General features: G+C 33.9%; 18 protein-coding genes. 14 read left to right on the top strand and 4 right to left on the bottom strand.

The genetic code is table 11. The features are described 5' to 3' along the window. Positions 1–68 precede the first annotated feature (68 nt). From LAV82_RS26580 to LAV82_RS26560, 5 genes are all read left to right on the top strand, one after another. Complete coding sequence (locus LAV82_RS26580) at positions 69–923, top strand: alpha/beta fold hydrolase (RefSeq protein ID WP_499717305.1); 855 nt, start codon at positions 69–71, stop codon at positions 921–923. 146 nt (positions 924–1,069) lie between these two features. Continuing rightward, complete coding sequence (locus LAV82_RS26575) at positions 1,070–1,447, top strand: RidA family protein (protein ID WP_057242745.1); 378 nt, start codon at positions 1,070–1,072, stop codon at positions 1,445–1,447. Between the two features lie 53 nt (positions 1,448–1,500). Next, entirely contained in the window at positions 1,501–2,145 is a 645-nt protein-coding gene (locus LAV82_RS26570) for a LysE family translocator (protein WP_499717304.1), read from the top strand. A gap of 592 nt (positions 2,146–2,737) precedes the next feature. Then, on the top strand, positions 2,738–3,742 hold the full coding sequence (locus LAV82_RS26565; RefSeq protein ID WP_499717303.1) for a DUF3231 family protein: 1,005 nt from the start codon (positions 2,738–2,740) through the stop codon (positions 3,740–3,742). Positions 3,743–4,020: 278 nt separating this feature from the next. Next, positions 4,021–4,587 carry an RBBP9/YdeN family alpha/beta hydrolase gene (locus LAV82_RS26560; RefSeq protein ID WP_074683640.1) on the top strand — a complete coding sequence of 189 codons (567 nt, stop codon included), beginning with the start codon at positions 4,021–4,023 and terminating at the stop codon, positions 4,585–4,587. Positions 4,588–4,719: 132 nt separating this feature from the next. On the opposite strand, the gene LAV82_RS26555 is transcribed toward LAV82_RS26560, so the two are convergent. Further along, complete coding sequence (locus LAV82_RS26555; protein WP_211079240.1) at positions 4,720–5,187, bottom strand: hypothetical protein; 468 nt, start codon at positions 5,185–5,187, stop codon at positions 4,720–4,722. A 182-nt stretch (positions 5,188–5,369) separates the two neighbouring features. Here LAV82_RS26555 and LAV82_RS26550 point away from each other — a divergent pair, with 182 nt between their 5' ends. The 8 genes from LAV82_RS26550 (at position 5,370) to LAV82_RS26515 (ending at position 11,977) form a co-directional block, all read left to right on the top strand. Further along, positions 5,370–5,681 carry a YesK family protein gene (locus LAV82_RS26550; RefSeq protein ID WP_499717302.1) on the top strand — a complete coding sequence of 104 codons (312 nt, stop codon included), beginning with the start codon at positions 5,370–5,372 and terminating at the stop codon, positions 5,679–5,681. 85 nt (positions 5,682–5,766) lie between these two features. After that, positions 5,767–5,997, top strand: a complete 231-nt coding sequence (locus tag LAV82_RS26545; RefSeq protein ID WP_140457151.1) for a cold-shock protein — start codon at positions 5,767–5,769, stop codon at positions 5,995–5,997. Between the two features lie 436 nt (positions 5,998–6,433). Beyond that, positions 6,434–6,943, top strand: a complete 510-nt coding sequence (locus LAV82_RS26540) for a DoxX family protein (RefSeq protein ID WP_499717301.1) — start codon at positions 6,434–6,436, stop codon at positions 6,941–6,943. Between the two features lie 148 nt (positions 6,944–7,091). After that, a complete protein-coding gene (locus LAV82_RS26535) occupies positions 7,092–7,247 on the top strand; it encodes a DUF1540 domain-containing protein (protein ID WP_075422865.1) in 156 nt (51 codons plus the stop codon). A gap of 514 nt (positions 7,248–7,761) precedes the next feature. Continuing rightward, the gene (locus LAV82_RS26530; protein ID WP_499717300.1) at positions 7,762–9,249 is read left to right on the top strand and encodes an FTR1 family iron permease; all 1,488 of its coding nucleotides are present in this window, start codon (positions 7,762–7,764) and stop codon (positions 9,247–9,249) included. Positions 9,250–9,268: 19 nt separating this feature from the next. Further along, complete coding sequence (gene efeO / locus LAV82_RS26525; protein ID WP_499717321.1) at positions 9,269–10,432, top strand: iron uptake system protein EfeO; 1,164 nt, start codon at positions 9,269–9,271, stop codon at positions 10,430–10,432. A 57-nt stretch (positions 10,433–10,489) separates the two neighbouring features. Then, complete coding sequence (efeB, locus tag LAV82_RS26520; protein WP_499717320.1) at positions 10,490–11,692, top strand: iron uptake transporter deferrochelatase/peroxidase subunit; 1,203 nt, start codon at positions 10,490–10,492, stop codon at positions 11,690–11,692. Positions 11,693–11,773: 81 nt separating this feature from the next. Continuing rightward, positions 11,774–11,977: a twin-arginine translocase TatA/TatE family subunit gene (locus LAV82_RS26515; protein WP_499717299.1), complete on the top strand. Its 204-nt coding sequence runs from the start codon at positions 11,774–11,776 to the stop codon at positions 11,975–11,977. 307 nt (positions 11,978–12,284) lie between these two features. Here the strand turns inward: LAV82_RS26515 and LAV82_RS26510 are convergent, their stop codons facing one another. The 3 genes from LAV82_RS26510 to LAV82_RS26500 all read right to left on the bottom strand — a co-directional run bounded on the left by LAV82_RS26510 (position 12,285) and on the right by LAV82_RS26500 (position 14,257). Further along, positions 12,285–13,262 carry an NAD(P)H-dependent flavin oxidoreductase gene (locus LAV82_RS26510; protein WP_499717298.1) on the bottom strand — a complete coding sequence of 326 codons (978 nt, stop codon included), beginning with the start codon at positions 13,260–13,262 and terminating at the stop codon, positions 12,285–12,287. Further along, positions 13,243–13,599 (bottom strand): MmcQ/YjbR family DNA-binding protein, encoded by a 357-nt coding sequence (locus LAV82_RS26505; protein ID WP_499717297.1) that lies wholly within the window; start codon positions 13,597–13,599, stop codon positions 13,243–13,245. The genes LAV82_RS26510 and LAV82_RS26505 overlap by 20 nt, the downstream gene beginning before the upstream one ends. 67 nt (positions 13,600–13,666) lie before the next feature. After that, positions 13,667–14,257: a TetR/AcrR family transcriptional regulator gene (locus LAV82_RS26500; RefSeq protein WP_499717296.1), complete on the bottom strand. Its 591-nt coding sequence runs from the start codon at positions 14,255–14,257 to the stop codon at positions 13,667–13,669. 500 nt (positions 14,258–14,757) lie between these two features. On the opposite strand from LAV82_RS26500, the gene LAV82_RS26495 reads away from it, so the two are divergent. Continuing rightward, positions 14,758–15,963, top strand: a complete 1,206-nt coding sequence (locus LAV82_RS26495) for a hypothetical protein (protein ID WP_499717295.1) — start codon at positions 14,758–14,760, stop codon at positions 15,961–15,963. The last annotated feature ends 44 nt before the right edge of the window (positions 15,964–16,007 follow it).

Below are 16,007 nucleotides of genomic sequence, written 5' to 3'. Positions count from 1 at the left end.
ATTGATGATAGTTGTTTAGAAAAGAGTTTAGTCACTTGAACGTTTAAAAATTAGAGAGGAGTGTTTGTATGGTAACATATCATACTTTAGAGGTGAAAGATCTAAATATATTTTATAGGAAGGCAGGGGATCCAGATAAACCAATCATCTTATTGCTACATGGTTTTCCATCTGCAAGCCACATGTTCCGAGATCTTATTCCGGTTCTAGAAAAAGATTATTATGTAATTGCCCCTGATTATCCTGGCTTTGGAAATACAACTTCGCCTGATCGAAAAGAATTTGACTATACATTTGATCATATTACGGAGGTAATCGAAGCTTTCGTTAATAAATTAGAACTTGATAAGTATGCTCTATATGTTTTTGATTATGGTGCTCCGATTGGTTTCCGTTTAGCCATGCATAACCCAGAGCGTGTAACAGCAATTATTAGCCAAAATGGAAACATTTATCGAGAAGGTTTAGGAGCAAAATGGGCGGCTAGAGAAGAATACTGGGAAAATCCCACGCTGGAAAAAAGACAAAGTTATCGAACGGCTTTTGCAGCAGAAACCATTAAGCATCAGTATATCGATGGGACGCAGGAAAATACAGTTTCTCCAGATGGTTATACGCTTGACATTGCCTCCATGAAACGACCAGGAAATGATGAAAAACAGTTAGATTTAATATTTGATTATCAAACCAATGTAAAGATGTATCCCGAATTTCAACAATATCTCTGTAAGTATCAACCACCTTTATTAGCAGTATGGGGTAAAAATGATGTTTCCTTTATTCCAGAAGGAGCTGAAGCTTTCAAAAAAGATTTACCTGATGCAGAGATCCATTTAGTAGACAGTGGACACTTTGCTTTAGAAACACACGCAAATGAAATCGGTGAATTGATGGTAGATTTCTTAAAACGTAATTATATTTAGAGTGAAAAAGGAGTGAAAAAGAATAAAACGAAGAATCTACCTAAACATTACACCGTAATCTATAAAGATAGGGGACATAGGGGTTTATGATTTGTTTATAACCCTCTATATCGCAGTAAGTTAGATATCTAAAGGAGGTAGTATATATGACAAGAAAATGTATTAATGCTGATGGCGCTGTTGCTGTTGGTCCCTACTCTCATGCAGTTGAAGCAGGGGATTTACTGTTTTTATCCGGACAAACGCCTATTGATCCACAGACTCAGAAGCTCTCAGAGGGTAATATTGTAGAACAAACAAAACAATGTTTTAAAAATCTTTTTAAAGTACTGGAAGCATCAGGTCTAACCCCTGATAATGTGGAAAAGGTAAATGTTTTTTTAACCAATATGGATGATTTTGCAGCAATGAACGAAGTTTATGCAACACAGTTTTCTGCTCCATATCCTGCTCGTACAACTATAGGTGTAGCGTCCCTCCCTCTAGGCGCACAAATTGAAATAGAAATGATAGCTAGAAGGTAGTATCCCTTAATTCATTTATAGTAATAATATCTATTTGCTTCGGAGGTATATTTATGTTTGATTTTATTAATTTAGATTTTACTAATTTTACAGCTTTTTTGTTTGCCACATTGGTAATATCACTTATTCCAGGGCCAGATGTAGCATTTGTAGTAAGCCGTAGCATTGCTGGGGGGAAAAAGGTCGGAATTGCCACAGCATTTGGAATGCAAGTAGGGATTCTTTTCCATATTCTCCTCGCCGCATTCGGCCTATCGGCTATTTTGATGACTTCTGCACTTGCTTTTCAAATTGTAAAATATATTGGTGCTGCATATCTAATTTACTTGGGAATACAAACTATTCGAGATAAAGAGGGAATAAACATTAATATTCAAAAAAATCACGGGGGTATGTGGAAAGCTTTTTGGCAAGGAGCTATAACTGATGTTTTTAATCCAAAAGTTGCTTTGTTTTTTCTTACTTTTCTCCCACAATTTATTAGTCCCGACCAAGGGAACACTTTTTTCCAATTCATATTTCTAGGAGTTATTTTTGGATTGCTTGGTCTAATAATTGACGTTTGCTATTCGATTATTGCAGATTCAATTAGAAATGTTCTAGCAAAAAATAAAACTGTAATGCAATGGCAGAAAAGGGTTAGTGGATTTACTTTAATTTGTTTAGGAACTTGGTTAGCTTTTGAAAAGAGAGATTAATCATCAAAGAACAGGTGCTAGAGTGAAGTAGAAAAATTGATTTTATGATTAAAAGTTTATGTTTAGTTATTCTGTTAAAGTTGCTTTAATGAAGAGACGAAAGAGCCCAATTTCTCCGTGAATTTATAGATAGGGGGCTTTTTCTTTATCTTTAGTAATTACCCTTTAATCTTACTTAACATAAAACGGCTTATCAGAAGTAAAATAAGTTTTATAAAAATAATCATATTTCATGTTTCATTTTCAATCAAAGGGGTAAAGTATTATGTTGGATTGGAATTTTACAAGAAACAGTCTTTTTAGATCTGTTTCTTTTTTTATTTAAGATTATAAAACGAATAATGAATAGCAAATTGAGCAAACTACCCAAGGTGTTACTAAATATCGACTCATACAACTAAATTTTGCAACAGAAAAACCTACCTCTTTTGACTGGGAAGAGATAGGTTTTTCTGTTTTTAAGCTGTATATGACATACAATCGTAGTTACCATAATGTACGTTATCTGAAATTACAAGCTAAAAACCATTTTTGTTAAGATAATATTCATATCTATTAATAAATTAGTAAATATTATCCATGAGGTGATCATATGGATAAAAATAAGATAAAACTCACATCTTCCGAGATAGGGACACTATGGGGAGAGTATGTAAACGGAACAATGACAGATGTAGTAAATCGATATATGTTCTCTATTATTGAAGACGAGTCAATAAAGGCCGTTTTTGAAGATGCTATTAAGACCTTCGCAAACCAAAAGAAACAAATTGTAGCTTTTATAGAAAATGAAGGATTTCCAGTTCCAATTGGATTTACTGAGTCTGACCTCAATAAAGGTACTAAAAAATTATTTACTGATATATTCTGCTTGAATTATTTACATGTCATGACGTTACATGGCTTGCTAGGACATACAACCTCATTAGGTGTTTCTATCAGAGAAGACTTACGCTACTTCTACGATTCATGTGATAATGATGCAAAAAGGATGTATCATCAAACGATTGAATTATTACTTGAAAAAGGGGAGTTTCAGAGGGACCCTTATTTTTATCCTGCTAAAAACCCTGAATATATTTCTAGCCAGGATTTTTTAGATGGATTTTTTGGAAAAGGCAGACGCTTAACGGCACTAGAAATCATAAGTATTTCCTTCAACCTTAAGAAAAGCATTATGGCTAAAACTCTTTCTATTGGATTTAGTCAGGTCTCTCAGTCAAAAGAAGTAAGGGAATTTTTAGAGGATTCCGAGAAAACAGCTGATGAACAAATACAATCCTTTTCAAAAATAATGCACGCAGATAATTTACCCGTTCCTAAATCGTGGGAGACAGAAGTAACCACTTCCACAGATTCTCCTTTTTCTGATAAGTTAATGATGTATCATATTGGTTTCTTGTTCCAAGCTGCACAAGCGTATCACGGAACAGGTTTAGCATCAGCCATGCGAACAGATCTTGTAGCTGCTTATGAAGGCGTTATTCTAAAAAATTTAATGGTAACCAAAAAATGGTTTAATATTATGGTGAAAAATAAATGGTTAGAACAGCCACCACTTGCTCCTAACAGAAAAGAAATTGCAAAAGAGAAATGAGTAAATTTTTATATCTTGAGCAAACTAGCCAAGACGCCGTGAGGCATCTACCAATACAAAACCATATTCGTTATTCCAAACAGAACAACCTACTGTACAGGAGCAGTAGGTTGTTCTGTTTTTAAGGTGTATAAGATATACAAAGTTAGTTAACATAAAACGGATTATCGGCACTGAAAAAGATCCTGTTAACTACTCATTCAGGTGTTTCTTCTACCATATAGACCTGGATTAGTAATATACTGTTTTTACATCTATAAAAGAAAAGGGGAGTAATAATGGGAAAACAAGTATATATCATCCATGGATACGGAGCCTCACCATCTAATCATTGGTTTCCTTGGCTAAAAGAAAAATTACTAGCAGATGATCATCAAGTTTCAGTTCTTCATATGCCAAATTCGTCTGACCCGAAGAAAGAAGAATGGTTGAAGACATTGACTAATAAAATAAAGGATTTAGATAACAACACTTATTTTGTAGCACATAGCTTAGGCTCTATTACACTATTAAACTATCTGGAACAATTAGATCCATTACCAGACTTTGGAGGCTTTATTCTTGTTTCTGGCTTTTCTGAGCAATTATCGTCTTTACCCTCACTAGATCCCTTTACGGTTAAAAAAGTAGATAATCAAAAAATAATTTCTGCAACTAATTCACGTGCTGTTATTGCTGCGAAAGATGACTATATTGTTCCTTTTCAATTAAGTGAAAATTTATCAAAACAATTGGATACATCAATTTATCCTGTTAAGAAGGGTGGTCATTTTCTAGAAGATGATGGTTTCATTACTTTTAAATTGGTTTATGATATTTTAAATAATATGATGAAAACTGTATAAAGTAAGGCATCTATCCTTAAATTTAAATTACGTACATATGTAGTTACCATAATGTAACTTATAGGCACAAATAGATCCCTAAAGTATTAAACACCTTTAGGGATCTATTCCTTATACCTATTATGTATGTAACTACTGTTCCTGATGACCTCGACTAGACAGATATTCAGATACATCATTTGGAACTTTAAGATTTAAATTAAGATCTTTAATTTCAACGTCAATATAAGGAATACCTTTGTAAGTAGTAACTGTAGCAACTTGTTTAAGATCTTTTTTACCCTTATTTGATGACTCTCCCAATTTAACAGTTCCTTCCTGATACATTTTATAGACATTCTCTTTTTTAGCATCCGCAGGAATCTCTGCAACATTCCATTTATCCACTTTTAGTTTATTGATAAATGTATTTATATCTTGCTGCTTATCAATAGTATTTAACACTACGTCTGGATGATTTACAGATGATACTTCTACTTTTTTAGCTTGGTCAAAACCTAAGTTTACGTCTTCCTTCATCTCTTTTTCCTTTGAGCTACAACCAAACAAGAGTATAGATATACTCAAAGCTGCTATGAACCCAATATAAACTTTTTTCATAAATATCCTCCATGTAATATCCATTAATTTACATGGAAAATTTTAACACTAATTCTTTGTTATTACTATACATCTAGAGACGTAGATTGTTATAAATCTCCTGTACAGGTTTAGTTAACATAAAACCATTATCGGAAATAAATCAGTTATTCATTCGATAAGCCTTAGAAGATTATGATAATATGTATATCGTAAACCGAATGAGGCTAATAATAGATAATTTGTACATAGTTTCCGTAATCATGATTGCTATCCTAATCATACTGTCATATGTAATTGGCAGAAAGAACTCTACCCTAAAATATGTAGTGCCTCTAATTGTAGGAATACTGAGTGTTATTGTTTTTATAATAAGTTTCTTTATCGGAGGATGGACTGGTATGGGAGTAGGAGCAATTAGTTTTACGGCTTTCATCTCATCACTTATCTCCCTAATAATCATATCTGTAGTGGAAGCTTTAAAGGGAAAAGGTAATAAGAATATTCACCAATAAAGCATGTATATAATATAGAAATTCAATAAACATAATCACCATTATTGAAACAAAAAAATACTGATACTTTAGGGGGAAGATTTATATGGCAGAAAGACAGGTTGGAACAGTTAAGTGGTTCAATCATGAGAAAGGATTTGGCTTTATTACACCAGAAAGTGGACCTGATCTTTTTGTCCATTTTACAGCTATTGAACGGACTAAAGGGACTGAAGGAGTTGTTATTAAAAGCTTAAAAGAAGGGCAAAAGGTTACTTTTGTAGTAGTGAATGGCCAAAGAGGTATGCAAGCAGAAATGGTACGGGTCCTAGGCTAATATTCTAAGGGAATTATTACACAGTAAAAAATGTATATCATATGCAAAATTAGTTAACATAATACCTCTTTCCGGTACACAACCCAAAAAGAACCCCTTGTGGTAGAAGGGGTTTCGCTAAGATTGTGTTTCTGTCTTATACAGCTTTTTATTTTGTTAACGATAATAAATACTTTGACCTCTTATAATAGATTTAAATATCTTGTGTGTTAAAGGATACATTTTTAGTTACCGTAATGGATTTTCTAGGAATTCAAGAAACTAACCAATAAGAAGTAAAATGAAAATCAAAAAGAGACTGCCAAATTGGGCAGTCCTTTTTCTTTTTATGAAGCTGTCGAAGTTTTTACATACTCTTTTAAAACGATAATGATATTCATTTTCAATTGTGCTATTATATTTTAGAACTTATATTTTGTATATTGGAGGAAACAACATGTTTATTGAAGTTTTAAGACAAAACAAGAAGGTCTCTATACTTTTGGCTGTATTACGTGTATATCTTGGATATACATGGGTAATGGCTGGCTGGGGGAAGATAGCAAGTGGACAGTTTGATGCTTCTGGCTTCTTGAAAGGAGCATTAGCACAAGCAGCTGGAGATCACCCCGCAGTGCAGGGATGGTGGGTTGTCTTTTTAGAAAACTTAGCCATTCCTCATGTAGAACTATTTAATACATTAGTACCTTGGGGAGAATTACTAGTCGGAATAGGTTTATTGATTGGTTGCTTTACTAAAACAGCCGTATTCTTTGGTCTTGTGATGAATTTTTCTTATTTGTTTAGTGGTTCAACAAGTACCAATGTACAACTTGTTTTATTGTCTATGTTTATTCTCGTTTCTGCTTTAAATGCAGGTAGATATGGAGTAGATGGTGTCTTGCTATCACGACTTAAAGATAAACTATTTATTAATAAAACCATTGAAATCAAAGATGTTGCTTAGTTTCTTTACATAGGTTTAAAAGATCGCTGATATAGGCGGTCTTTTTTGTTACTGATCTTAGGGTTTATGGATGTAGGCAAACTTGATAGTACGTCAGTATCAACTATCTCCAATTTGTTAATCATAACAAAAGAGGAGGTGTGATAATATGGAGCAAAATATTCTTTGTGAGGTAAACAACTGTAAATATTGGCATTCTGGCAACAAATGTAGTGCGGATGAGATATATGTTGTCAGCCATAAAGGCAAACAGGCATCAAATAGTGAGGATACAGATTGTAAAACATTTATACCAGAAGCCTAATAAATAAGGTAATATAAGAAACGTTCAATAAATCTTATAAGTGAAGGTTCATTGAACGTTTCTTATAGTTCTGGAAATTTCATTATAGTAACTAACTCCGTATATTGTGACGATAAGAAAAGAGGGATAAGAACAACTCTATTTTTCTTATCCACAGCACAACATTTAAGAGAACAGAATTTACTTGTCGCTCGTATAGGTTTATATTCTTTTTTGCAGATTTTACACTCTTTAATTGAATGTTTAATATAGGCTTGTCCTTTACATGATTGAGAACAGTATTTTGCATTCTTATTATAGCTTTTAAACTCAGAATTACATATCTGACAAATAAATTGAGCCAAGTTTAAATTCACTCCTATGGTGTTATGTAGCTAAAAGCTGAACTACATAACTTTTTTAATGAGAATTTATTTATTTTTTCCTTTAAAATTTGTTTGACAAGTTATTATATTCTAACGATAATTAAGAAGTCAATGATAATGATTTTCATTACTACATAGGAGTGTTAGGCATGATAAAACAAATCTTCATTAGTTTAATAGTTGTAGGGCTGATAGTCATTTCCGGAACTGCTACTAATTCCTTTGCAAAAGAAAATAATTCGAGAGAAACAGCAAAGCAATCTATTCAATATATAGATAAGGCTATCTCCGATATAAAGAAGGAAGATTTAGAGGGAGCTAATAAATCGTTTCAGTTATTCAAACAAGAATGGACACAAATGAAGGCAGGCATTCAAAAAGATTCTTTATATGCTCATGGCAAAATTGAAAGAGAAATAGCTGCCATATCTATAGCCTTATTAAATGAAGATAAACAAGAGGTCGAAGAATCTCTAGAATCACTTAAGAGTTTCTTAAATCAATATAGCAAGGGCCAATTGACAGATAAACCACAATCAGATAAAGAAATGAGTCTAGCGTCATATGTAAAACTTTTAGAAAACACTAAAAAAACTTTAGAAAGCAAAGATGTAGCAAAAGGAAAGGCTCAAGTCCAGGAGTTAACATCCCAATGGCTAAGTGTGGAAGGAAATGTTGTAGGAAAGTCTCAGACTGTTTACAATAATTCAGAAAGAAGATTAGTAGAGTTGGATTCATCTTTAAGTAATCCTAAAGAGGTTAACAAAAGTATTGAAATTATAGATAAAATGATTATTGATTTAAAACCATTAGTTAACACCTCGTACAGCATGTGGGATGCGGCTCTTATTCCAATTAGAGAGGGAGTCGAAGCTTTATTAGTTATTGGAGCTCTCCTTGCAATTACTAAAAAAGGACCTTCAGCTAAAGGAAACCGTTGGGTTTGGGGAGGAGCTTCACTAGGCATTCTGTGCAGTCTAGTCATTGGCTTTCTAGTTACTTATGTTTTAAACTCTGCAAGTTTCGGACAAAACAACTTCCTAATTAATGGTTTTTCAGGAGTGGTTGCCAGTCTCATGCTTTTATATGTTAGCTATTGGCTACACAGCAACTCAAATGTTGAAAAGTGGAACAAATTTATCAACGGAAAAACAGCACAAGCTCTTAGTAATGGAAAGATGTTTTCATTCGCAATACTAGCATTTTTAGCAATTTTAAGAGAAGGGATTGAAACAGTTCTCTTTTTAATTGGTATGGCTAGTCAAATGTCCTCCTCACAATTAATTTTGGGGATAGCAATTGGTTTTGGAGTTCTAATTGCTATTGGAATTTTCATGTTGAAGATTGGTATCAAATTGCCATTAAAACCATTTTTCTTTATTTCTAGTATTATCGTGTTTTATATGTGTCTCAAATTTATGGGGTCAGGTGTACATAGTTTGCAGTTATCAGGAATAGTTCCTTCATTAAGTACAAATGCCATTCCAACCATTGATGTGTTAAGTGTATATCCTTCTTGGTATAGTACATTGCCACAACTTCTTATAATTGGATTTGCTTTATTAATACTTATCGTTCAGAAAAAGAAACAAAACAATACAAACAATACAGATCAAAAAAACCAGGGGGTTATTTAACATGTTCTTATCTAAAAAAATTACTTACACTGCACTTACCCTATCTCTACTCACTGTACCAGCCTTAGGTGCATGCAGTAATTCAACAAATTCTAGTGCTCAGGATGATACGAAACAAGCAACTAGCCAAGAGAAGGAAAGTAAACAAGATACTTTAAAAAGTAACGTAAAGAAGATGCAAACTACGCTTGATAAACTGCAGAGTGGTTTAGAAAAACAGGATCAAAAACAAATTAAGAAATATGGGAAAGAGCTCTATAATCAGTGGTTATCTTATGAAAATAACATTCGTGAGAAATACCCACTTCTATACACAGATACAGAAAAATATATCCTTCCACTATCTACTGAAATAGAAAAAAGCTCAATCGATCAGAAAAAGGTGCAAGAACTAAGTGTTCAGCTAGATCGTTCGTTGGAAAATCTAAAAAATGCGAAAGAAACAGCGACAAAGACATCAGAAGCATTGAAAAAAGCTGTTAATAATTACAAAACGTACGTAAATGACCAAACAGAACAGTTAGTAAAAACGACTACGACCTTTACAGATGCTGTGAATGCAGGTGATCTAGAAAAGGCCAAAGCTTCTTATGCAGAAGCTCGTGTGTATTATGAACGTATTGAACCAATTGCCGAAAGCTTTGGTGACTTAGATCCAAAAATTGATGCGCGTGAGGGTGATGTTGACACTTCAGAATGGGGAGGATTCCATCGCATTGAAAAAGCAATTTGGAAAGACTCTTCTTTAGAAGGAATGAACCAATATGCAGCTCAATTAAATAAAGACGTACAAGATCTACAGCAAAGAGTAAAAGAAGTTAAATTAGAACCTACACAAGTAGTCGCTGGTTCAATGGAGCTGTTAAATGAGGCTGCTATTTCAAAAGTGACTGGAGAAGAGGAAAGATACTCTCATATTGACTTAGTAGATTTAGCTTCAAATGTAGAAGGTTCTCTAGCTGTCTATCATGCTGTTTTACCAATTCTGAATGAAAAAAGTCCAGACCTTTCAGAGCAATTAGATAAAGAATTTAATCAACTAACAGCTACCTTAGGGAAATATCAAAAAGATGGAACGTATCTCCCGTATACAGAATTAACGAAGGAACAGATTCGGGAACTGAGTCAACAGTTAAACACCTTATCGGAATCTATGGCCCAAACAGCTGAGATATTTCAATAAAAAAGGAGAATGAACGTGAAAGAATCGAAGAGGCCCAAACAATACACGCGTCGTGATATGTTAAAAATGTCAGTATTAACGGGTGTAGGTGTTGCGGTAAGCACAAGTAGTATCGGCGTTTTAGCTAATATGGCTAATGGGCTAGGAAATTCAAGCGAGAAAGCCTTAAGCAATTCTGTAGATGATTCTATTATTTCTTTTAATGGAAAAAACCAAGCAGGAATTGTAACGCCTCAGCAAACATATGCTTATGTAGCTGCTTTTGATTTACTAACAGATCAAAAAGATAAAGTTATAGATCTTTTCAAAAAATGGACGGTGTTGAGTCAATCTATGACTCAGGGAAAAGTTAACGAAGACAATAATAATGATTGGCTTCCACCAAAAGACACAGGAGAAGCAAAAGATTTAACTCCTTCCAAATTAACCTTAACATTTGGCTTTGGTCCTTCTTTCTTTTCTAAGAATGGGGAAGATCGTTTTGGTTTAGCTGATAAGAAGCCGAAGCACCTTAAGGATATTCCGGCAATGCCAAGAGATGATTTGCAAGAGCCTTTTATAGGAGGAGACATTTCTGTACAAGTTTGTGCAGATGATCAACAAGTGGCATTTCACGCTGTACGCAACCTTATTAAATCAGCAGTAGGCGTAGCAGAAGTAAAATGGATGCAATCTGGTTTTATTAGTGCTCCAGATGAAAAAACGCCACGGAATTTATTTGGCTTTAAAGATGGTACGGCAAATGTTTCTTCTACGGATTCTGAATCTCATAATCGAATTATTTGGGCGAATAATTCAGAGCCAGCATGGATGCAGGGTGGTACTTATATGGCTTTTAGAAAAATTCAGATGTTTTTAGAAGTATGGGATCGATCATCTCTTAAAGACCAAGAGGACACGTTTGGTCGAAAAAAGGATAGTGGGGCTCCTTACGGCAAAGTAAAAGAACACGATAAAGTAAGTCTTATGCAAATGCCTCCTACTTCTCATACGGCTTTGGCAAAAGGAACAAGGCAAGAGATTTATAGAAGAGCATATTCTTATACAGATGGGGTAGATCCTAAAACAGGGAATATAAATGCAGGGCTTATGTTCATTAGTTACCAAAAGAATCCTGATACACAATTTATACCAATGCTTAAGGTATTATCTCAACAGGATAAATTAAATGAGTATACAAAACATATAGGCAGTGCAATGTTTGCTTGTGCTCGCGGAATCCGTAAAGGAGAGTACATTGCTCAGTCTTTATTAGAATAGGCCCACAAGAATTTAATTTTATCAGGATAGATACCAATGTTTGTTTTAAGACTAATATAGATAAGAAATGAGGTGATTATAATGATAGGAGCTGGAAGTGCGGTTTTAATAGGTGTAACAGCCTTAATTATATTTGGTCCCAAAAGGCTTCCCGAATTAGGACGTTCTGCTGGTAAAACACTTCGTGAATTTAAGAATGCAACTCAAGGAATTATGGAGGACCACGATAAAGAGGATAAAAAACCATTAAAAAACGAAGCGAAAGATGACAAAACATCCCTTTAATAGATTGAGATAAGTTATTTTTTAATAAATACAGAAGCCAAGTCCTTTATATGTAGCTTTTTATATATCCTTGATATAACCAGGTTTCCTTGGATAAGTGGATAAGGATTTGATGTATAAAAAGCGCAAGTTATATATATGCTCGTACGTAAAAACGTGTTACTATAGGTTTGCACATGCATTTTATAATAAAAAGCCACCTGTCCTGCAAACACTGGGTGGCTTTTTATTTTGTTATCGATAATAAGACAAACATAATTTAAAATTTCCGATTTTAGTTAATATATTACTTAAAGCTGGAACACTATTAAAAGTTCTTTGTTGTTTCTAAAATGTTTATCAAACGCTGCTTTCCTTGTTCAGCTGTAGAAATCATCTCATTAAATAATTCTTGAACCGTAGGAACATCATTAATTAGTCCGATAACCTGTCCAGCCCAACCAAATCCCTCTCCTTCATTCCCGTTGTAAATATATTTGCAGTTTGCCTTACCACTGACCATATCTTTTAAATCTTCATAAGTTGCCCCTTTGTGCTCACGTTCAATAATATCGCTAGTATATTTTGATTCTAAAACACGCCCAGGATGCCCTAAAGTTTTCTTGATAATAACGGTATCTGTCTCTTTGCTCTTCACAAGTGCTTCTTTGTATACAGGGTTTGCATGTACACACTCTTGCGTAGCAATAAATCTTGTTCCCATTTCTATTCCTTCTGCTCCAAGGGCGAAGGCTGCTAATAAGCCTCTTCCATCTCCGATCCCTCCACTAGCTAGTACAGGAATTGAAACAGATTCAACTACACGAGGAATAAGGACCATTGTGCCAATATCATCCCGCCCTAAGTGGCCGCCTCCTTCTTGTCCTACTGCCATTACGGCATCAGCCCCAAGTTCCTCAGCCTTTTGTGCTTGTCTAACTCCTGAAACTAGAACAAGAGTTTTAATATTTTCCCCTTTTATTCGTTCAAAAACGGGTTGAGGGTTCCCTCCTGTTATAGAGATAGCAGGTACCTTCTCCTCGATAGCCACTTCAAGCAAGTCTTTATAATGCCCATCATGCCTCGCAATTGCAAAATTCACCCCAAATGGCTTATCGGTCATGGTACGTACTCTACGAATTTCTTCACGAAGCTTTTCTGGAGTTCCTAGAGTTGCAGCTGTAATTTGCCCAAGTCCGCCAGCATTAGAGACAGCTGAAGCTAATTCAGCATAAGCTAAGTAGGCTAATCCTCCTTGAACGATTGGATATTGAATTCCAAAAATTTCAGTTATTCTTGTTTTCATAAGTTTTCCTCTCCTTTGTTAAATAATAGCTTGTTTTAACCATTTCATATATTTCTTTTTCTGGTACAGTACCGTCTAGAATGATAGAATTCCAATGTTCTTTATTAAGGTGATAAGCTGGTACTATAGAATGATAAATTTCGCGTGAATGACTATTTATTTCTGGTTCACCCTTTAAGTTGATCCAAATATGATCGTCTCTCTCAAAAATCCATGCAAAAACCTTTTGATTTTCTTTATGCCTGATAGTAGTCCAATTTTTATCTCGAAATGGCTTGTCTTCAAATACATTTTCATATTTCATGCAATAATTGATAGCTTCTTGCCTACTTTTCATGATTTTTCCTCCTTTCATTTGGTAGGAATAAAGATTTACGTAAATGAAAGTTAAAAAAGCTTGATGTCTATGCTCGTTTACTACCATTAATTCCTTGCCAAAAGACATTCCAAGTTGAAGAGATTCTTTTATCTAAACGCTCTGACCTTCCTCCATACAACATTTCTACAAATAAACCATCTAATATAGTCAGATAGGCTGCTGTAGCAGTATCAGCGCTAAATTGAGAATTTAATAAATGCTCTTTTTCTTTAAATAATGTTTCTAATAAACACTCTAAATTATTTGTTATTTGGTAGGAGTCACGTACTATCAGCTCCCTAAGCTGCTGTGGGGGGAAATATGAGGTTCGGATAAAAAAGCTTGTGTTGAAATTTCTTTCATAACGATCTAAATACTCTATTAAGAACTTATATAATACCTTCTCTAAAGATAAAGTACGATTGGTTCCTTGAAAAAAGTGTTCTATAAAATATAGTTCACGTGATAGAGATTCGTTAAAAGAGTGAACAAAAAGCTCTTCTTTGCTTTTAAAATATGTATATATAGATTGCTTTTTAATCCCAACTTCATTAGCAAGGGATGATAACGAAGTTCCTTCATAACCATTTAGTGCAAATTGTCTTAGAGCTGCTTCTTTAAGCTGATTAAATGTCACAATCTCATCTCCTTCCGAACGTTCGTCAGTTTATGTTACCAATATTTATCTTGTTGGTCAATCATAGATAGACCTCATATCTCATTTACACTAGTTATTATAATCAACAAAAAGATATAAATAGACTTAAAAAGTCAGTAAAAGTATACGTTTACGGACTTTATTTTGTATAAGAAACCTATCGTTTTTGTTGTTCGTTAAAGTTTAAAAATAAATTCCGAACGTCTTCTGAAAAACACACATATTTACGAACTTTTTTTTGATATAGAAGGAAAATAAAATGTATATAAAACGGCTTCTTTAGTGTGCAAAATTTTGATATAAGCTCGCCAACAAAAAAACCAATTATTGGAACTTTGTGTTAAAATAAGTATGATAACAGTAATCTTGTTCAAGTAACAGGAGAGTAGAGTTGAGCAAATCTTTTTTTATAAAAAAAGAATATTCTCTTTCCTTCCGGAATTAACAATGAAGGAAATTTAGTATAGGGGATGAAAAGAATGAATCATTTTCCGAGTCGGATTGCCAAAGACTTAACTAATACGAACTTAGAAACGTATTGGCCAAATTTCGAACTTGTTGCTTATGCATTGTACGACGAAAACAGTGTATTCCTGTTCAATCATCCTAGGTATAATAACATTCCTCCTAAATCATATGAAATCTTAAAACGGGACGAGCAGTTTGCGGGAAATACGCTTATTCTATTTGATGGCTATCCTACGGCTATTGCTGATATGGAACTGTACGATGACTATGAAGGACTTTTTTCAATATTGGTTCACGAATTATTCCACGGAAATCAATATGTAAAAGGGGAAAAACGCTTTCCTGATGAAACGCTGGGAATAACCTATCCCTTAACAAAAGAGAATGTAGAAATTCGAAATCGCGAAAGAAAAAATCTTTATAATGCATTATTAGAAACTGATATCAGTAAAAAGAAAAAGTATTTAAAGAAGTTTATCGGCATAAGGGAAAAAAGGGCAGAAGGAATAAAAGAGCATCTAACATATGAAAATTTAATTGAATCTGTTGAAGGTCCTGCCTGGTACGTTGAACTAAAGGCTTTTTCAGAAAAATCTTCGCTCGCTGATGATTTAGTTTTAAAAAGATATGGAAAAAATCTAATAAACGCCGTTGAATCCACTTCTAATACAAGGCGGAGCTGTTATAGTTCAGGCTTATTTATGTGTTTGTTGTTGGATGAATTGTCACCTGATTGGAAGGAAAGTTTTTTGGGGACTAAAACAACACTATTTGAGTTAATTAAACTTCTTGATATTGCTCCTCGAAAACAGGCAATTGAAGGGGTCCAAATAAGCCCGGAAACAGAAGCAGCAGTAAATTTTGCGGTTGAATCAAGGAAGAAAGAACTTGATGAATTCGAAGCACAGATAGGAACCCATCTTTTTATCGAAGGAGAAATCATTGCTTTATCTTTTGATCCGATGAATATTGTCCCTTTTGAATGCAAATTATTACATAAAAATTATATAAAAGTAAGGATAAATAACCAAGAATACCTTGTTCAACAACCATCTCTTACCTATTGTGCAGAAGGATTAAAAAATATAAATAAATTACTAATCGTATTAAAGGATAAACCATTGGAAACTGGTAATTCCCTTTTAATCACTGGTGTTGGAGAAATAATGGGGCAGTATACAATACAGGAAGATACCATCAATTTGTTTGTTAATTAAATTGTAGAGACGCACTTTATAGGAATCAGGGTCCCTTGAAAACA

Origin of the sequence: Bacillus sp. ILBB4, from assembly GCF_035064545.1 — a bacterium.
In the GTDB taxonomy this organism is placed as follows: domain Bacteria; phylum Bacillota; class Bacilli; order Bacillales; family Bacillaceae_H; genus Priestia.
This window is presented reverse-complemented; position numbering and strand designations above follow the sequence as displayed.

Coding starts and splice junctions, on each gene's coding strand:
- LAV82_RS26550 (WP_499717302.1), top strand. CDS start 5,370: ATGTATATCGTAAACCGAATGAGGCTAATAATAGATAATTTGTACATA.
- LAV82_RS26540 (WP_499717301.1), top strand. CDS start 6,434: ATGTTTATTGAAGTTTTAAGACAAAACAAGAAGGTCTCTATACTTTTG.
- efeB (WP_499717320.1), top strand. CDS start 10,490: ATGTTAAAAATGTCAGTATTAACGGGTGTAGGTGTTGCGGTAAGCACA.
- LAV82_RS26560 (WP_074683640.1), top strand. CDS start 4,021: ATGGGAAAACAAGTATATATCATCCATGGATACGGAGCCTCACCATCT.
- LAV82_RS26580 (WP_499717305.1), top strand. CDS start 69: ATGGTAACATATCATACTTTAGAGGTGAAAGATCTAAATATATTTTAT.
- LAV82_RS26530 (WP_499717300.1), top strand. CDS start 7,762: ATGATAAAACAAATCTTCATTAGTTTAATAGTTGTAGGGCTGATAGTC.
- LAV82_RS26545 (WP_140457151.1), top strand. CDS start 5,767: ATGGCAGAAAGACAGGTTGGAACAGTTAAGTGGTTCAATCATGAGAAA.
- LAV82_RS26565 (WP_499717303.1), top strand. CDS start 2,738: ATGGATAAAAATAAGATAAAACTCACATCTTCCGAGATAGGGACACTA.
- LAV82_RS26575 (WP_057242745.1), top strand. CDS start 1,070: ATGACAAGAAAATGTATTAATGCTGATGGCGCTGTTGCTGTTGGTCCC.
- LAV82_RS26510 (WP_499717298.1), bottom strand. CDS start 13,262: ATGAAAACAAGAATAACTGAAATTTTTGGAATTCAATATCCAATCGTT.
- LAV82_RS26570 (WP_499717304.1), top strand. CDS start 1,501: ATGTTTGATTTTATTAATTTAGATTTTACTAATTTTACAGCTTTTTTG.
- LAV82_RS26555 (WP_211079240.1), bottom strand. CDS start 5,187: ATGAAAAAAGTTTATATTGGGTTCATAGCAGCTTTGAGTATATCTATA.
- LAV82_RS26535 (WP_075422865.1), top strand. CDS start 7,092: ATGGAGCAAAATATTCTTTGTGAGGTAAACAACTGTAAATATTGGCAT.
- LAV82_RS26505 (WP_499717297.1), bottom strand. CDS start 13,599: ATGAAAAGTAGGCAAGAAGCTATCAATTATTGCATGAAATATGAAAAT.
- LAV82_RS26515 (WP_499717299.1), top strand. CDS start 11,774: ATGATAGGAGCTGGAAGTGCGGTTTTAATAGGTGTAACAGCCTTAATT.
- LAV82_RS26495 (WP_499717295.1), top strand. CDS start 14,758: ATGAATCATTTTCCGAGTCGGATTGCCAAAGACTTAACTAATACGAAC.